The 16,682-nt window shown below is 42.3% G+C and carries 16 protein-coding genes, 2 tRNA genes and 1 other annotated feature; of the genes, 4 read left to right on the plus strand and 14 right to left on the minus strand.

The features are described from left to right. Positions 1-51: 51 nt before the first annotated feature. Positions 52-304, minus strand: a binding site (T-box leader). A 181-nt stretch (positions 305-485) separates the two neighbouring features. Together JSQ80_RS02480 and JSQ80_RS02485 are read left to right on the plus strand one after the other, a co-directional pair. Next, positions 486-1,502: an MBL fold metallo-hydrolase gene (locus JSQ80_RS02480; protein ID WP_206094226.1), complete on the plus strand. Its 1,017-nt coding sequence runs from the start codon at positions 486-488 to the stop codon at positions 1,500-1,502. A 5-nt stretch (positions 1,503-1,507) separates the two neighbouring features. Beyond that, the gene (locus JSQ80_RS02485; RefSeq protein ID WP_206094227.1) at positions 1,508-1,723 is read left to right on the plus strand and encodes a DUF3006 domain-containing protein; all 216 of its coding nucleotides are present in this window, start codon (positions 1,508-1,510) and stop codon (positions 1,721-1,723) included. 192 nt (positions 1,724-1,915) lie between these two features. Here the strand turns inward: JSQ80_RS02485 and JSQ80_RS02490 are convergent, their stop codons facing one another. The 11 genes from JSQ80_RS02490 to JSQ80_RS02540 form a co-directional block, all read right to left on the minus strand. Beyond that, entirely contained in the window at positions 1,916-2,671 is a 756-nt protein-coding gene (locus JSQ80_RS02490) for a hypothetical protein (protein WP_206094228.1), read from the minus strand. Positions 2,672-2,749: 78 nt separating this feature from the next. Beyond that, positions 2,750-3,679: a hypothetical protein gene (locus JSQ80_RS02495; RefSeq protein ID WP_206094229.1), complete on the minus strand. Its 930-nt coding sequence runs from the start codon at positions 3,677-3,679 to the stop codon at positions 2,750-2,752. 148 nt (positions 3,680-3,827) lie between these two features. After that, entirely contained in the window at positions 3,828-4,100 is a 273-nt protein-coding gene (locus tag JSQ80_RS02500) for an aspartyl-phosphate phosphatase Spo0E family protein (protein ID WP_272491067.1), read from the minus strand. A gap of 395 nt (positions 4,101-4,495) precedes the next feature. Continuing rightward, the gene (locus tag JSQ80_RS02505) at positions 4,496-5,932 is read right to left on the minus strand and encodes a helix-turn-helix domain-containing protein (RefSeq protein WP_206094230.1); all 1,437 of its coding nucleotides are present in this window, start codon (positions 5,930-5,932) and stop codon (positions 4,496-4,498) included. A gap of 148 nt (positions 5,933-6,080) precedes the next feature. After that, positions 6,081-7,100 (minus strand): LCP family protein, encoded by a 1,020-nt coding sequence (locus JSQ80_RS02510; protein ID WP_206094231.1) that lies wholly within the window; start codon positions 7,098-7,100, stop codon positions 6,081-6,083. Between the two features lie 221 nt (positions 7,101-7,321). After that, complete coding sequence (locus JSQ80_RS02515; RefSeq protein WP_206094232.1) at positions 7,322-8,350, minus strand: Gfo/Idh/MocA family protein; 1,029 nt, start codon at positions 8,348-8,350, stop codon at positions 7,322-7,324. Between the two features lie 98 nt (positions 8,351-8,448). Beyond that, positions 8,449-9,585, minus strand: a complete 1,137-nt coding sequence (locus JSQ80_RS02520) for a glycoside hydrolase family 18 protein (protein ID WP_206097450.1) — start codon at positions 9,583-9,585, stop codon at positions 8,449-8,451. 2 nt (positions 9,586-9,587) lie between these two features. Next, positions 9,588-10,688: an acyltransferase gene (locus JSQ80_RS02525; RefSeq protein WP_206094233.1), complete on the minus strand. Its 1,101-nt coding sequence runs from the start codon at positions 10,686-10,688 to the stop codon at positions 9,588-9,590. A gap of 42 nt (positions 10,689-10,730) precedes the next feature. Beyond that, positions 10,731-12,056 (minus strand): glycosyltransferase family 2 protein, encoded by a 1,326-nt coding sequence (locus tag JSQ80_RS02530; protein ID WP_206094234.1) that lies wholly within the window; start codon positions 12,054-12,056, stop codon positions 10,731-10,733. 458 nt (positions 12,057-12,514) lie between these two features. Then, positions 12,515-12,601 (minus strand) — tRNA-Leu (locus tag JSQ80_RS02535). Between the two features lie 133 nt (positions 12,602-12,734). Continuing rightward, a complete protein-coding gene (locus tag JSQ80_RS02540) occupies positions 12,735-13,040 on the minus strand; it encodes a hypothetical protein (protein WP_206094235.1) in 306 nt (101 codons plus the stop codon). Between the two features lie 102 nt (positions 13,041-13,142). Between JSQ80_RS02540 and JSQ80_RS02545 the strand changes: the two genes are divergently transcribed. Next, positions 13,143-13,613, plus strand: coding sequence for a DUF3888 domain-containing protein (locus JSQ80_RS02545; protein WP_336245699.1), 471 nt, complete (start codon positions 13,143-13,145; stop codon positions 13,611-13,613). Positions 13,614-13,698: 85 nt separating this feature from the next. Here JSQ80_RS02545 and JSQ80_RS02550 read toward each other — a convergent pair whose 3' ends face one another. Further along, complete coding sequence (locus tag JSQ80_RS02550; protein WP_206094236.1) at positions 13,699-14,724, minus strand: stalk domain-containing protein; 1,026 nt, start codon at positions 14,722-14,724, stop codon at positions 13,699-13,701. Positions 14,725-14,998: 274 nt separating this feature from the next. On the opposite strand from JSQ80_RS02550, the gene JSQ80_RS02555 reads away from it, so the two are divergent. Beyond that, a complete protein-coding gene (locus JSQ80_RS02555) occupies positions 14,999-16,099 on the plus strand; it encodes a hypothetical protein (protein ID WP_206094237.1) in 1,101 nt (366 codons plus the stop codon). 177 nt (positions 16,100-16,276) lie between these two features. Here JSQ80_RS02555 and JSQ80_RS02560 read toward each other — a convergent pair whose 3' ends face one another. Beyond that, complete coding sequence (locus tag JSQ80_RS02560; RefSeq protein ID WP_206097452.1) at positions 16,277-16,477, minus strand: DUF4183 domain-containing protein; 201 nt, start codon at positions 16,475-16,477, stop codon at positions 16,277-16,279. Between the two features lie 82 nt (positions 16,478-16,559). Continuing rightward, positions 16,560-16,646: transfer RNA gene (locus JSQ80_RS02565), tRNA-Leu, on the minus strand. Positions 16,647-16,682 lie beyond the last annotated feature (36 nt).

The following is a 16,682-nucleotide window of genomic DNA, read 5'->3' on the forward strand; positions in this document are numbered from 1 at the left end:
CCGTTCCAACTTTATTGCAAATAAAAAAATCTCACCTCCAAGACGTGATGTCTTGGGGACGAGATTCTCGCGGTACCACCCCAGGTTTATTAATATGTCGCCATATTAACCTTATCAAGTACGGCATTCCGTTGAATGCTTATACTCTAGCTCTGTAACAGGAGCTCCTGTCATGCCATCCCCTCGCCAGGTTCCGGTATGCCGCTCAGAGGCTTGGTTCAATAAATTATTCTTGCTCCTTTTCAGCAACTGGAGCTCTCTGTGAAAGAATTCATTTATTTACTCTTCTCTTCATCGCGTTTAAATATTTTGTCTATGATAACAAATACTGCTCAATATTGTAAATGAGTTCTTATAACTATTCGCTGAATTGTTTCTTCCTGCCTTTTAATCGATACAAGCCCACGTTATATGCGAACATTTGTTTTCAACTATCATGCTTTTATGGTAACATTGGTTCTATGACACACAGTAGAAGGAGCATCATGAGAAGACATCTGATTCCGCTAATTTTAGTTTTGACGTTGATCGCTGCCATTCTTCCTGCTTCAGCCATCGCGCATCCAGGCAAGACAGATGCCAATGGGGGGCATACATGCCGTACCAATTGCGGGCAATGGGGACTTAAGGATGGAGAGTACCATTATCATAACAAGGATGGCAGCATAAGAAAGACCGGTGACAAAAATACGGCTCAAAAAGGGGCCGGCACGGCCATGATTCTCCCGAAGAAGCAAGCCGCCGGCACGCTGCAGGTCTACTTTTTGGATGTAGGACAAGGAGATTCCACTCTCATTCGAACGCCGAACAACCAATACATACTTATTGACGCGGGTGACAATGACAAGGGAGAAGACGTCGTAACCTATCTGAAGCACCTCGGGGTAAATCAGCTTGATGCAGTGATTGCCACCCACCCCGATGCCGATCATATCGGCGGCTTGGATGATGTGATTAACGCCTTCCCGGTCAAAGCCGTCTATGCTCCCAAGGTATCGCATACGACACAAACCTTTAAAGACTTCTTATTGGCCGTGAAAAAGCAGAAGCTCACCATCAAAACGGCGAAAGCCAGCGTTGACATCCCGCTTGCCGGAGTGAAGGCCAAGTTCGTCGGACCAGTCAACGAATACGGTAATGAGCTTAACGAATGGAGCGCGGTCTTGCGCCTGCAATACAAGGACACCTCCTTTCTGTTTACCGGTGATGCGGAGCTGAAAAGCGAAGCGGACATGCTCAAAAGCGGGGCCGCATTGTCTGCCGATGTGCTCAAGGTAGGACACCATGGCTCAACTACATCGACATCGCAGAAATTTCTGAATGCCGTCAAGCCAGCGCATGCGGTTATTAGCGCAGGAAAAGGCAACAAATATGGTCATCCGACGAAGGATATACTCACCCGTCTGCAAAAAGCGAAAGCCAAAATATATCGGACGGATCAGCAAGGAACCGTTACCGCAATCAGTGACGGCAAGAAGATAACGTTCGCAACAGCGAGGTGATTGATATGCGAAAAGGGATAATCGACCGAATTGAAGGCGATATTGCGGTCATCGAGCTTGATGGACAGACACATGATTTTCACAAGTCATTGCTCCCGGATGGCGCTCAAGCCGGGGACGCGGTAATTGTCTGCGACAATAAAATAACGCTCGACCCATCGGAAACAGCAAAACGAAAGCAGGAAGCAGAGGATTTGATATCCGAGCTGTGGGAGGATTAGACGGAGCTGGACATGAAAAATATCGGTGAGTCATACTTTTTCAGGCTCGCCCTGGTCAACATTTTCTTATTCCTCTCCCTTACCATTACTTTGATGAAAAACACAAAAGACCCACCAGAGGGTCACTTTTTTCAAAGTGTCCTTCTGGTGAGTCACAGTTCAATCATATCCAAGAACGCAGCTTTTTTAAAATTAGTAAACTCGCTCTACAAAACAAACACCAAAAGGAAAAAGTGCCGTTCCGTCTCCGATCTTTTTATTATAAACTACTCCAAGTTCCCATATCTCAAAGGTTTTGGTTTCATAATAAGGAAATGCTTTAAGTTCTCCTCTTTTTCCTTCGGGAACTACAATGTGTTGTTTATCTGAAACATTATAGGATTCTGTAACTTGGAAACCTACAGCCTTCGATATTATGGAAGTGGACATTTCGACTGAACTAGTGTATGACGCTTGAACTCCTTGAGATATTGTCATTTCACCACCAGGTGGAGCATAAAAAGAGTTTCTGATAACTTTTGATCCACAGGCATTTCCGGTTTCTCTGACGTTTTTAATATATTTAGTTATTTCTAGCGGTTCGAAAACATCTTCAAATTTTTTATATTTATTGTTATTGCTGTTGTTAAGGATGCTGTTGTGAATGTCTATTACTTCATCACTATTATTGTTATTACTTGAAACAGGAAGTACAAGTGTAACTTTATCGCCTTCGTTTAGTCTGAGATTGTTTTGCTCTCCAAAGTGCTTAACATCTTTTATTTCAATTACCTTTTTAATCGAACCATCGGCAGAGGTTTTGTAACTAACATCACCTTCAAACTTGGAGCAGTCGAAAAGAGCAGGAGCAGGAGCAACTGATTCCGCCGACACCAATGTTGAACCAACCAGCAAACACAGCATAGATGTTAACAAAAAAGATGTCTGAAAAAACTTTTTAATTTTCATTCGAGAAACACCTCCCATTTAAAATGGTACCGCTTTTGGTTTTTTTTGTAAAGCAATAGCATAAAGATAGAATAAGTTTTATTGAATTAATGTTCTGAGACTAGCCACCGGTGACGATGTATATCGACTCTCTTTAGTTAATGCCGTATATGGATTGGGAAGGATCAGCGATTGTAAAATATGCTTCCCTTTTACATCCGTTAGCTTAACACTTATTTTCTTATCCATCTTATTTTTTACGTTGTCATAAACAACATCCTGTCCACGAATAGGAACTTGTTCCCAGTTATCAAGCAAGATTAAATAGAAATCAGTAACACTGTCTTCTTTGTTTCCATAGAGCAAATTAAAATTCATTGAATTGTTTTGATCGGGTATATCACTTAACCACATGGTGTAATCTTTATCAGGCTTACTCAAAAAAGAACCATGAAGCTTGCTACTTTCCATAACAGAATAATCATCAAATATTTCTGTTGTTTTCTCAGGTATAGCATCAATGTTTTTCAGTATATTAATGCGCATTCCGAATATCTGGGACAATTGCTCAGCTTTTTTTATTTTTGTAGTCGTAGTAATAACCAAGTCAGGATCTCTCAAAATAACATAATTAATAGAATGAAAACCGTCCTCTAGACCCTCAAGTTTTATGGAAAGATCAGCAGACACTCCCTTTTTCAATAAAAAAGGATAAGAGTTCATTTTTTTATCCTCCAACTCGAAATCCATTTGTCTTCCATTATCAAAAATAAGCAGGATGAATTTTTCATCTTTCTTTGTAAAATTTCGAAACACAACATTTCTAATGAATCCGTCTTCACTAATTTCGAATGTTCTATTTGCTTCGATCTCGCCGTTGTTATACAACCCCAGTGCATAACCTTGTGAATCACCAACAAACGGAAGCAAATTCTTTCTATCCTCTTCTTCCTGTGACGTATTATGAGTACAGCCAACAATAAGAAGTATTAAAAGCAGTGCGAAAACAGTTTTTTTCAGTTCATTCACCTTCTCTATATAATGGTCGAACGTTTCGTGTGATTTGAGTCTGAGTATGCATCAGATTTACCAGTCGAGTATGAAAATACCTGACCAGATAATCAGACTATGATAACCTTTAATGAATTTTTTGACGCAAAATGGAATAATAAATTTTTTATATTGAAGGAAAGAACATAGATTCAATAAAATTTTCACTTGACTTCCTAGAAGTATCTATTCGTATTTTGCTCTCACTCCTTCTCTGAAACTCAAAGAGATACATGTCTAGCTCTTGGCTCAATCTAAGAACAGCTTCATCTGTAAGACTCTTTTTTTCATTGGCTGCTTGTATCAATTGCTGTCGGAGACTTTCAATTCTTTCAAGTAAATAATCATGTTTTACATAGCAAAAATAAAATGGTTCTATTGTTGGGACACCCTTTCGCAATTAATGAATAGCAGATATGCTGGACTCGATTTCGCCGATTAACTGCATCTTGACTCTAGTATAGAAGGAGTTGGGCAAAAATCATTTTTATGGGTTTTTGTGTAACCATTGTCCTAAAATACAAATATACAAAAAAGACGTCCTGAGAGGCGTCTTTTCAAATTCCTATCTAAGGTACACTAATTAAAGAGTTAATACTGCAACTATAAACCGTTGGTATTATCCAAGGTGGATCTGCGGAGACAACACTGGGAATACTTGCAGCTCCTAAATCCATCAGTAATATTGCGATTAAAAGAATCGGTGCTCCACACCTGATACACCTAGCCAAGCTAGGCATAACCCGCTGAACGGGTTGAACCCGTTTAAATGCTCGATGTATCTCTTCGAGCAGTTTACTCAGCTTGAGCAACCGAAAGAGCCGGAAGCGCAAGACCGCTTGTTGACATGGTCATCGTCATTATCGCTAACCATTCGGGCGTTTCAATCTTTGCCCAGCTTAAAGCAGCCCTCATCTTAATCACAAGTTGGGGGTTGTTTGAAGCTTTTTTATATAATTGCTGATTCAATGAGTCAAATTTTTTAACAACCTCAAGGCTAAAAAGTGAGTTATCTTCTATTATGGCTCTATTAATATGCAGCAAACTCACTAGTGCTTTGTCATACACTCCAATGTCCATATATTCACACACACTTTCAATAAAACAATTGAAAGCTTCATCGTACTGTTGCGTGTTAAACATCAAAGTCCCTTTTAGTTGATAAAAATAAGCTAATCTTGACCTTTTAAATGGAGTCGTACACTTATCATTAATGCTCTTTATCATTGAATCTTCATGGTTCAAGAGTCCTTCTGCTGAAACAAAGTCGTTTATCTGAAGATATAGATTAAACAACTCTGTTACTGCATAAATGAGATTATAAGTTGAAGGGCTCTTCAAATAGTCTTGCAATTGTGAAATAGCTAATTCTCTATGTCCTACTTTCCCATTCGTAATCCCAGTCATCAACTTGGCATTGTCGGACACGTATGGGAACGGAAATTTATAGTACTCCTCAAGATAAGATTTACTTTTTTCATATTGCCCCAAATAGTGGTGCGAACAAAGTATACTAAAGACTGCGTTTGCCTTATATTCGCCCAAAGGTTTATCATTTTCTAGGATATACGAACAAAGTTTTATGCAATCTTCATACAGCATGAGGTTATACGCATGAACAGCTAAACTATAGTGAACTATTATTTTTTCCTTGTCACTGAGGAAATTTGCGTAATCCAAAATATATTTTCCAGATTGGTACGTTTCTTTTAAAACTGTAAAATCATTTCGTTCAATCATGTACTTTTGGTATAAGCATTTAGCAATGTAAGGCATTATTCCATGATTGCGTGAGTAATCAATGATAAGGTTAAACAAGGATAATTTAATGGAGGTATCCTCTACGGAGTCTATCGTCTGATACATCCTCTCCACCAAGTCCAAGCTATCTTCATTCGGTGATTCAAGAAACTTGGTGGCTATATTGGATATTAATAATGGATGATCGGGTGTTTCAAGTGCTTCCTGCAATATGGAGTAAATCACATCTGATTTATGTCCTATCCGGATGTACTGTTCTATGATGTCATTACGGGGGATGTCTAAGGCGGTAGCGATGGATTGAATCGTTTTAAAGTGAGGACGTTTGACTTCTCCGTTTTCAATTCTCGACAGGCTGCCTTTACCAACGCCGACTAATTCTTGCAATTTTGATAAGCTTATATTTTTATTTTGTCGATGGTACTGTATTAGCTCCCCCAAGCTTTGAGGCTTCGCAGTAACGGTACTCACAACCTCACCTTCCTTTGAGATGCAAAATTGATCACCCGTATTTTACCATTATGTTCATGTAATCATAAAAAATCAACCAATTTTAAGTACCCCCCGAGTTTTAACAAAGCAGAAGTCAGCTGCATTGGCGCAGCTGACTTCTGCTTTGTTATTCTGCTTTCACCTCGCGGGGAACCATTAAGGCTGACGGCTCTGTATTCGGGTCCATCCAATTCGTAATCAGGCTCTTCATGTAAGTCAAATCCTCTTCATTCGGAAAGAAGTACCAAATGCCATCCTCCATCCGTTTACCGTCGCCGTGCAGCATATAGCTGCTGATCGTTGTAGGCGAGTCCATGCGGAACATTTGCTTAGCCAGATCGATGATATAACGCGGCTTCATGTCTGTCTTGAAGTTCTTGCCCATAATATCCATCAATTCAGGAATCTTGGCCATCTGATCGAGCTCGAGCACGCGATCCTTGAACGCTTCTAAAAAGATCCGATTCCGTTCTGTTCGGTTGTAATCGGAATCTTCACGGTAACGCACAAAATACAAGGCTTCTTGACCGTTATAAATCGGCTTATTGGCTTCGACACGAAATTTCTCGTGTGCGGCTCCTTTATTCACGATATCCTCTGTAATCGGCAGCTTTACACCGCCCACTGCGTCAACCACATCTATGAAGCCTTCAAAGTTAATCGTCGCATAGTGATTCATCTCATGATCAAGCAGCTTGCCAACGGTATCCATGCTCATTTTGGGACCGCCGATCACTTTGTCCTTGACGCTGCCAAAAGCAAATGCATGGTTAATCTTATCTGATGTGCCATGGCCTGCAATCTCAGTGTACGTATCGCGAGGTATTGAAACCAAGAGCACCTTATTGTCCTTCGGACGGATAATGGAACAGATGATAGTGTCCGAGCGTCCGATCTCATCTTCATCGCGTTGGTCGACTCCCAGGAGAAGGACAGAGAATGGATCCGTAATTTCCCGTTCCACTACCGGCTTGCCGTCGATCGGTTTATAGGACTCAGTCAGCTTATCTTCTACTGTGCCGGATAAAAATATATCAAATGCAAAAATAGCTAGTTGCTTCCAGAAGATAACCCCCCCAAGTCCGAGAATAATAACGACACCTGCTATGATCCACCATTTTTTAGCACTGTTTTTCTTTTTTTTCATCTTTCGCTTTTCCAATTTTCCCACTTTTTCCACTTCTTCCTCTGAGAGATTGAATCCGGAGCCGACTGCTCTTTATTTTATATAATTGCGAAAAAGAGAAGGTTATGAAAAAGTTAAAGTTCGGAATAGCGGATAAAAATAAAAAAAGAAGAATCACCTGATTCATGTTGTATCCAACAGGTGATTCTTCCTTATTTAGCGTTACCCGAATATTCACAGGCTCAAAATTGAACCTTTTGTCCCGTCTTCCCGGATTCATATATAGCCGCGACCATCTTCTGCGTTTTCAAGGCTTCTTCCCCTGTAATATGCAGCGGTTCACCATGGATTACAGCATCATAGAAGTTCCCGATTTGATGGATGTGGCTAATCCCCCAGTACGTTTTTACCCCTGCGCCGTAATCGATTACGTTGTTGCGATCGGTGTCCCGGCTAATTTCAGTGCCGTCTTCATAATGAATGGCGCCTTGCTCGGCCTTAATATGCGCGGTTCCTTTCTCGCAGTGCAATTCAATCTCCACCGGAGCATCGTAGCTGTGGTAGTTCATCGCGTAGAAGGAAGCCATCGTCCCGTTTTTGAACTCGATGACTCCATCAGCCACGTCCTCAACGTCGATTTGCCGATGCGTGCGATTTTCAATATGAGCGGATATCGCAGCAATATCGTCTCCGATGAACCATCTCATCAAATCCAACGTGTGGATGGCCTGATCAATAATGACGCCGCCGCCTTCTTTATCCCATGTGCCCTTCCAATCGCTCTTGCTGTAATATTCGTCTGTCCGTTTCCAGGTGACAGAGCAGCGGGCCCCGAGCACGCGCCCCAGCTTGCCGCTGTCGAGAGCTTCCTTAATCAACACGGAGCCCGGATTATAGCGGTTTTGGAAGATGACTCCGAATGTGACATTGTGATTGCGGCACGCCTCGATCATCGCCTCCGCATCCGCAACCGTAATGCTGATCGGCTTCTCCGTAATGACATGCTTGCCCTTTTCTGCCGCATAGATGACGACGGGAGCATGCATATGGTGAGGTGTGCATACATGCACAACATCCAGCTCTGCCTCATCAATCATTTGTTTATAGTCCAAGTAATAGGCACAACTGTATTGATTGGCTGCTTTCTGCGCTCGTTCTTCCTTCACATCGCATACAGCGACCAGTTCTGCATGTTCATTCAGTTCTACGGACTTGGCATGCATCGGAAAAATATTTCCACAGCCTACGATACCTACACGCTGTTTCTTCATTAATACCAACCTCCATCCTAGTAACACCTTTATCATAGCTTGCCTTCGCTTGTCTGCCCATGAATGATTTAAGCGTTACCTGAATTATTTGGCTGCGCTTACTCATTCAAGTGATCGCCCAAAAACTTCACAATCCCATCCTCGGAGTCCTGAGAGTATTCCCATACCATTGCCCCTCCCAAGTTTTTATCTTGGATGTACGCTATTTTTTCCTTTAATGCTTCTTTATCCTCATAGGTGATGAACGTATCTCCATTGAATAAAAAGGCCGCCTTTGCCTTCTCGTCATAATAACGTTTAAATCCTTTTTTGTTCCTATATTTTTGTTCGATGGTTTTATAACTCAAATCCACTTGGTCTATATCGATTGCCTTTCCGGCTGCAAATGCTCCGTTGCCGCCATCCTCGCTTTTTACGCCTTCCCATCCATAGGAATAGGCTGGAATCCCCAGAAGCAGCTTCTTGCTGTCGATGCCGTGCTGCACATACATATTGATAATTTCATCCACGCTATCTTTGGCTTTATCGTGGGCATCCTTGTACAGATTGGCGTTGTACCCTGTCGTATCAGACCATCGGCCCGTCAAGTCGTAGCTCATGACGTTGATGAAATTGACGTACTTCTCTACTTGTTTCACCTCTACATTGTTGAAATACCAATCTTGCGTTCCCGCAGCAAAGGTCAACACATATTTTTTATTTTTATGCGGCAGCTTATTAAGCTTTTCCCTTAATTCTTTCATCAGATACGTAAAGTTGTGAGTATCTTCGGCTCGTGCCTTTTGTGTCCCCCAAGCATCAAAAGCCGGAAATTCCCAGTCGATATCCACTCCGTCCAAATCCAGATCCTTTACCATTCCGACAATGCTTTCAGTAAATTGATACCGATTGGCGTCCAGCGATGCATCCGAAAATCCATCCACATTATACCCTCCGACAGCCAGCACAAAGCGTGTTTGCGGATTATTCTCTTTCAGCTTTTTGATGTTCGCTTTGATTTGATCGTTTGAGGCAGGATCTTCGTGAAAATAAATATTGTTTTTGTCTATTTTCGCGAAGGCGATAAATGCAATATCCACCTTCTTATCCTGCAGCTTAATATCATTCACATTTTTCCATATCGGAATATAAACAGCGTTCATTTTATGGTCTGTATGGTGCAAATTATAATAATAGAAGCCCATCCCTATTAGCAGCATCACGATAAACGCTTTTGCATAATGACTTACACGCATCATTAACCTCTTCCACCAAATAGCACTTTGGTTATGAATTTATTGAGATTCAACAATTTCACCGTAATATAACTGATTGCAAAGATGGCAACTACATTAAACGTAAGGTTGAACGAAGTTTGCAGCAGTGTTCCCTCGGTGTCGGCCCTGCTGGATACGAGCAGTTCGATTAGCAAATGAATGAGATAAATGCTGAAGCTCGCTTTTGACACGGAACCGATCATTTTTTTGATTTTGTGATTTACTTTTTCCCTTAACGAGCTGTCTTTCTCTTGAAAGTAAATAAAGATCGCCATGGCCATAAAGAACGTCGTGATGGAATAATTCCCGTAAAACATTTCATCCAGCACGCCGTTGTACAGAGATGCAAAATAAGTCGCTACCGGAGTAACAAAAAACGAGATGACGCCCAAATTAAAAATTAATCTTTTTGGTCTCTCCGGCAGCCCATATGTAAACATATAGTATCCCAACACAAAATATCCTAGAAAACCCGTAAAAAAAGGAATGTTCAAAATAGGTATATTGATATACTGCGAGGTTGATTTAAGCACGATATCAGATATTAAGCGGTACAGGATGCTGATAATAAACCAGAGCGTCAAATAATAACGCAAATCTTTCTCGCTGCACGCCTTCACCAATTTGCCAATCAAGGGAACCGTCATATAAATCGCGATAATGGCATACAAAAACCATAAATGAACATAATTCCCGTCTGTCAATAATTTATAGGCGAAATCTCCGAGAAATTGATAGACGCTCATGTGGCTGTTAACGATAAAATATTGCATGTACAGGGCATAAATCAAAGACCAGCTGACTAACGAGATGACTAACGGCAATACTCTTTTTATGTAGAAGTCCCTGTATGATTGGACGTCAATCCGAAGTATCATTGCTCCGCTAATCATGAAAAATACAGGTACCGCAAATCTCGAAATGGAATTGAACACATTGCTGACCCACCATGACGCGGTATCAAAATCGTTCGTTCTGGTCAGCAAATCCGCGGTAATATGCAGCACAATGACGGCTATGATGGAAATGATCCGCAATATATCAATGTATATAATTCTATTATTTTTGAAAACACTCTCCATGGCAGCCTCCTAAGTTAGCCTTTATGATCTGTTTGGGCAAAATTAACTGATGGTTGCAACCCCTTTACGCTCTACATAACCCCAGCCTTCATCATTGTCGAAATATTTAAAGGTTCCGACAATATTTAAATAAAGCAATAAATTGCGGTACGTTAACAATTCATACTGGCTGAACAAGAACATTTTCACATAATCCTTGAACGTATAACTACTTTCATATTTTTTGCACAGATACAGCGAGATCATAATTTGTGTGGCATTCACGATTAGTGTAATGCATAACATCATAAGCGCATGAAAGACGTCGCCGCCAAAAAGCGCGATTTGCAGCAAATAAAAAATGGTTGTGAAGGCGGTCAGCGTTCCCAATACAAAACCGTCAATCGCAAAAAACAGGCTGACGCCCAAGCTGAACTTGTCCGACAGTTTGGACCAATAGATTAAGATGCAATCGACAAAAGCCTTTTGCCATCGAATCCGCTGCTTATAGAAGTTGGGAATATTCTCCGGGCATTCCGTATAGCATACTGCTTCCGGGGCATATACCAGCTTCTGTTTCAACTTATTCGCCTTCAAATACTCATGAATTTTCAGGGTGATGTCGATATCCTCTCCAACCGTGCTTCTGAAGCCATTCACTTGAATCAAAATGTCTTTGTAGAACGCGCCGAATGCGCCAGAGATGACGACAATGGAATTAAATACGGATTGCGTTAATTTGCGGACATAGAAACCATGAATGTAATTGATAATTTGGCTTTTGATAATCCCTTTGCCCGTAAATTGCTCGACGATGACTCCGTTCTTTTTTTGGGCGCCTTGGACGATTTTAACGGTGCCGCCAAGTGCGATTACGTCCTTGTCATGGAAATATTGATTGACGTATTTCAGCGAATTGACTTCGAGCATGCTGTCCGCATCCAGCGTTATGACAATGTCGGATTGAGCGCAATCGATGCCCGCATTTAAAGAGTCCGCTTTTCCTCCGTTCAATTTGTCGATGACGAATATATTTTGATAGCTTTTCGAGCCATATATCCCTTTAATCTCCTTATAAGCAAGCTTTCGATCCGGTTTTCTGTCAATGGGCTCCAACTCAAGCAGCTCATGAAGCCGCCGGAAAGTATCATCCTTCGAACCGTCGTTTATGATGATGACTTCATGGTTGCCGTAATTGAGCCCCTCCATCGCTTTAATGCAATTTGTAATGGTAAGCTCCTCGTTATAAGCGGGGACCAGCACCGATATTGATTTTTCAGAAAGGCTGATGTCTAATTTTTTTACTTTGCTGAATAATAAGGGGACAATGGTATATAGCAATTGAAATACTAGAAAAACAATTGTCGTTCCATAAAAAAAGTACTGCAAAGCGCCCACTCCTTCTTATCTTTCTACACAATAAATAAAATGCATGATACAGTATGGCGTTAGGCGGAAGTTCTATCTATTCTGCAGGCACTATGGATGTATGTTCTTCCACTGTGAAAATGCGGGTTACTTTCTTAGATGTCGTGTTGATGGGGAATAAATGCGTGAGCTGCCGGAGAGAATGTTACCGGTATTCTATTGTTTCACCTTCTTTCTGAAAACGAGCATGAAATCATTTCTAATATCAAACTATCCTATTCATTGCCAAAAAGTAAAACCGCTTTAATTTTCAAGAAAACGAATACATCACTTTCATTCGGGAACAATCTTCCATTTGTGCCATTTTACACGGTATCGAATTTTCAACTCATCTTTACCATTTTGAGGCTTTCCGAGGGGAAAAGAGCGCGGCACAACAAAAAGTCCTTGCTGCTCGCAAGGACTGTCGTTTACATTGGTGGTGCGGTCAAGAGGACTCGAACCTCCACGTCATTGCTGACACTAGAACCTGAATCTAGCGCGTCTGCCAATTCCGCCATGACCGCAAACTATGATTATGTTACTGTGTTAAGTCCTTATATGGCCTCAACACTTCATTAGTATATAATGTCGCGTTATCCGTGTCAAGCATGTTGCAACGAATGAACATATGCAATTTTTTCTATCCGAGCTTCTCATTCATTTGTTTCTATTGAACTCAACCAGCCTTCTATAGGCTTCTATAAATAAAGTCGGATCGTCTTTTACGTAATAGGTCTGGACGCCTCGATTGGTATGCAAGTACAGAAAACCGATAGCATCTTCTTCACGGCTTTTTCGGTAGTACGAAATATCGTAAATTCTATCCATTGCAATCCGTTCTTCTTTAACGGTAATTTCATGGCTGTACAGCTTCATATGGAAGGAGGTCTCCGTTATTCGCTCCACTGTGCAATCGATTTCTCTCCTGATCTCGATACACCTCTGAGCGGCCAATGCTTTCATAGATGACATTCCCCTTTCCGGCAACCGTGCCATGCGATGCTTTACATTATACATGATCCTCTGCCGGTGCATGAAATGCCTCGGGAAGAGAGAGCATAGGACGTGAACATCAATTTGCAAAAGGATACGGACATGAAATTAATCCAAATGGCTTGTTCATTGCTTATTATAATGCTCCTGATTTTCCCTGCGGATTCTAATGCCGCCAAAACACAAACCTCGCCCCAAGCAGACTCGATAACATTGCTGTACCAAGATATGCTGATGCTCTTTCTCGGCCCGCAAATCGATGCGGCAGTGGCCGGTTACTATAAAAAAGTTTTCTCTGCAACTCCGATCGTGTACCCTTATCAGATTGCTGTGGTGCGGGCCGAAAGATTGGGAGGATTTCGACAATTTCATTTCATGATCGAACTTGAAGTGACCCCTGTTGTCGGGCCCCATATTACGGTAGGCAAGGATCGTTTGACCTTCGAGGCGGGAGCGGCAATACAAGGAACAGCCAAGCTGGTAAAGTATGAACATGTGGAGACGCATGCGCTTCCGCCTAATTGGCAGCACATTAAGAAGTGACAGCCGAGTGCCAAACGCAAATAAAACAAGCTCCGCGGATTTCTCCGCGGAGCCGTGCTCTGACCGCCGCTCTCTGATGAAGCAGCTATTCCAATTCAACGACAGCATCAGGTGTCAAGGTAATGAAGCTTTCAGGCGCTTTGAGCTTGCCCGTCGCCGTCAAATATTCTTCGACGATGTTTTCCGCGCGAATGGTGGAGCCCATAAGCCAATCCGCGTACAGATTGCCGAACTTCGCTGTGAACCATTCTGAAGTGTACTGGTTGCTGAATTCAGAGAATATGCTGTAGATTTCCTTGACCGTATTCGTTCTTTTCCGTCCTTTGTCATCTACCCATTGCACTTTCTTTTTCAAATCAACCTTGCGGATGTCCTTGACGTTCGTCGTCATCATCGATCCATCGAGCATATAATAAATCTCAAATGCGCCCTCGTATGGATGGCCCTTCAGCTTCCGCCACCCTTTCATCTCTCCGCTGGCCGCAACGTCGTACAATTTTGTCTTTTTCGGTTGCGATTTTTTCTCTTTCGCGGTTTTCGAATTCTCTTTTTTCGGAGGGTTCTTCACAAAGTCAGGAATATATCCAATATATGTGGTCGCCGTAGTCCCGTCATGCTTGATGTCCATCTTCAAAATTTCGGCGACGCTCCGGAAAGGAACATAGGTCCTTCCGTTATAGGTGATGCTGTTGCCTTTGATTCTAATACCTTGGACTACCACGTCAGCCGCGTTTAAAGCCGCTTCGATGGCGCGCTTCCCCTTTTTTTCCGTCTCCTCTGCCTGCTTATCCGTTGCTTTGCCGTTGTCTTCCCCAGCATCGATTGCGCTGTCGGACACTGCCCCGGCCGGCAGCATGCCTAGGTAGTACGCGCCAGACTCTTCATCATAAGCAAGGTCCAACTTGAAGACTTCGCTCATCGTCTTGAGAGAGGCATAGGCAGTGCCCTCGTACCGAAAAATATTGTTTCCCACTAATTCTCCGTTCACTTTCACCCGCGACTGATTGAAATCGACGTCCATCTTGGTTGGGCTGGCTGCATATGCGGATAGAGGCATAAGCAGGAGCATGGCGGTGACAAGTCCGATAACGGCTTTTTTCATCTTGTTCATCTTGCAATCAACCTTTCTGCTCGAATGGGATCAAATCCAAGATGATCATATGAGAATTTATTAACAAGCGCCAGTATTTATTTGGAATACTTGTCACGTGCTTGTTCTGGAAGTTATGAACATTATTCAAACGAATGAAAATCATATTGCAATCCGACAGGATGAAGTCTACTATAAATGGTACATATAGGTATTTATTCTCTTTATATCCTCACACGTTGGATGTCATCTAAGCTGGGTTGCCAAAATAATCCGGAAAAAGGAGACGGTTAAAATGAGAAAAAGACAAAGTTGCAAAGTAGTAAGCGTTATCATGATGTTAGCTTTATTTTTCAGCGTTTTTACTGTGCCCGTATCGGCAGAATCCGCACCAGAAAGCAGAGAGGCCTTTCAGCCGCTCACTCCGGAAACCGTAAATCGGTTTTCTGTTCCAGCGTTCCCGGCTTCGCTTGATATGATTGCTGTTGATGCACTCATTGAACAGAAAGGCGACAACATCACCATTGAGCCTTCCTTCTCAACAAAGTCTTCTTATAATGTTGCCGACGCGCTCATGAATTTTAATGACACGTTAACTGCCGAGGACCCTGATGATTTGTGGTTTTTTAAAGTTCCTAGCGACAGAAGCATGATCATGAACCTGGTGTCCGGCAACTCCGCTTATGTGGCGCGGCTGTATCTGGTTGATTGGAACGCTGGAGAAGCTGCGGCGACGAACGTATCCGTCTCTGCGGGTCATCAAATCTCCTTGAAAGAGCTGCCTGCAGGAGATTACGCCATTCGCGTCTATTCCGATGGGACAGTAGGCGATTCTTATACAATTCGGTTGAATGCCTTGAATAAGGCAAATTATTCAAGCCTATTGCACGCTTCCGCTTCCTTATTGTATGTAGTGGCAGAGTATCCGGATGGCGCCGTTTATTCCAATGGGGTTTACGTTGGTACGGGAAAGGGAGAAAATCCACATCTTGATTGGAAGCGCGAGTTTACTAACTCTTGGGGAAGTGGATATACCCATCGCTCGCATAACATATCCAGCGTCAAAATAAAGTCCATTTCCGCTCCGGTCAAATATTCTTCTTCCTACGCATCTTCCGATAAGGCGATACTTATCTACGTGGATCAAGGGACACTATTTACTTATTTCGTGTCCGCTTATCAATCTGGACCTAACCATGAATACGAAAACTCATTTGTAGATACAATGGGAAAAACAACTCCGAGACGGATTGACGGGGACGATTTGGAGAGTTGGGGCGACCATATTCTCGTGTATGATTTAAACGAAAACAAGGCAATTGACTTTTTTAGCGTGCTTAACTTCTACTATGCAAGCGGAGTCGAGGCCATACCTGCCATCACTTATTTAAATTGACGCAGAGGCAAATCTATAAAAATATCTGCAATGTGCGATAACTATTCGATCACTTGGTGAAGCGGGATTCAGGATTAACACGGGGCGCTTGTACCTTGAGCGCAACAAAAAGCCCTCGGAGCAATCCAGGGCTTTTCAAAAATGCCAATGCCACATCAATAGATGTTCGCAATATGTTTACGTTACAACAAATTCCACCATAACAGGGACATCAGGGTCCAGCACATCGCCCCCCGGGATTGAGAGCGCTGTTATGGTTGCTGTTGAAGTACTGCTCAATTGGGGCACGCCATTAATATAAAGGTTGTAATAGGAAAGCGAAGCAGGAAATGCAGTTGCAGCCACGCCAGCGTCATTTGTAAATGCCGTGGCTGCAATCGCAAATGCGGCCCCCGTTCCCGTTTCTGCTCCATATACAAAAAAACCCTTCTTCTACAAGGGTTTCAGGATGTATGAGTTATGGTGCGGTCAAGAGGACTCGAACCTCCACGGGTGTTACCCCACTAGAACCTGAATCTAGCGCGTCTGCCAATTCCGCCATGACCGCATATTTAGTAACTTTCATTTTGTAATCTTTTTTCTT

The organism is Paenibacillus apiarius, assembly GCF_017052585.1.
GTDB lineage: Bacteria > Bacillota > Bacilli > Paenibacillales > Paenibacillaceae > Paenibacillus_B > Paenibacillus_B apiarius.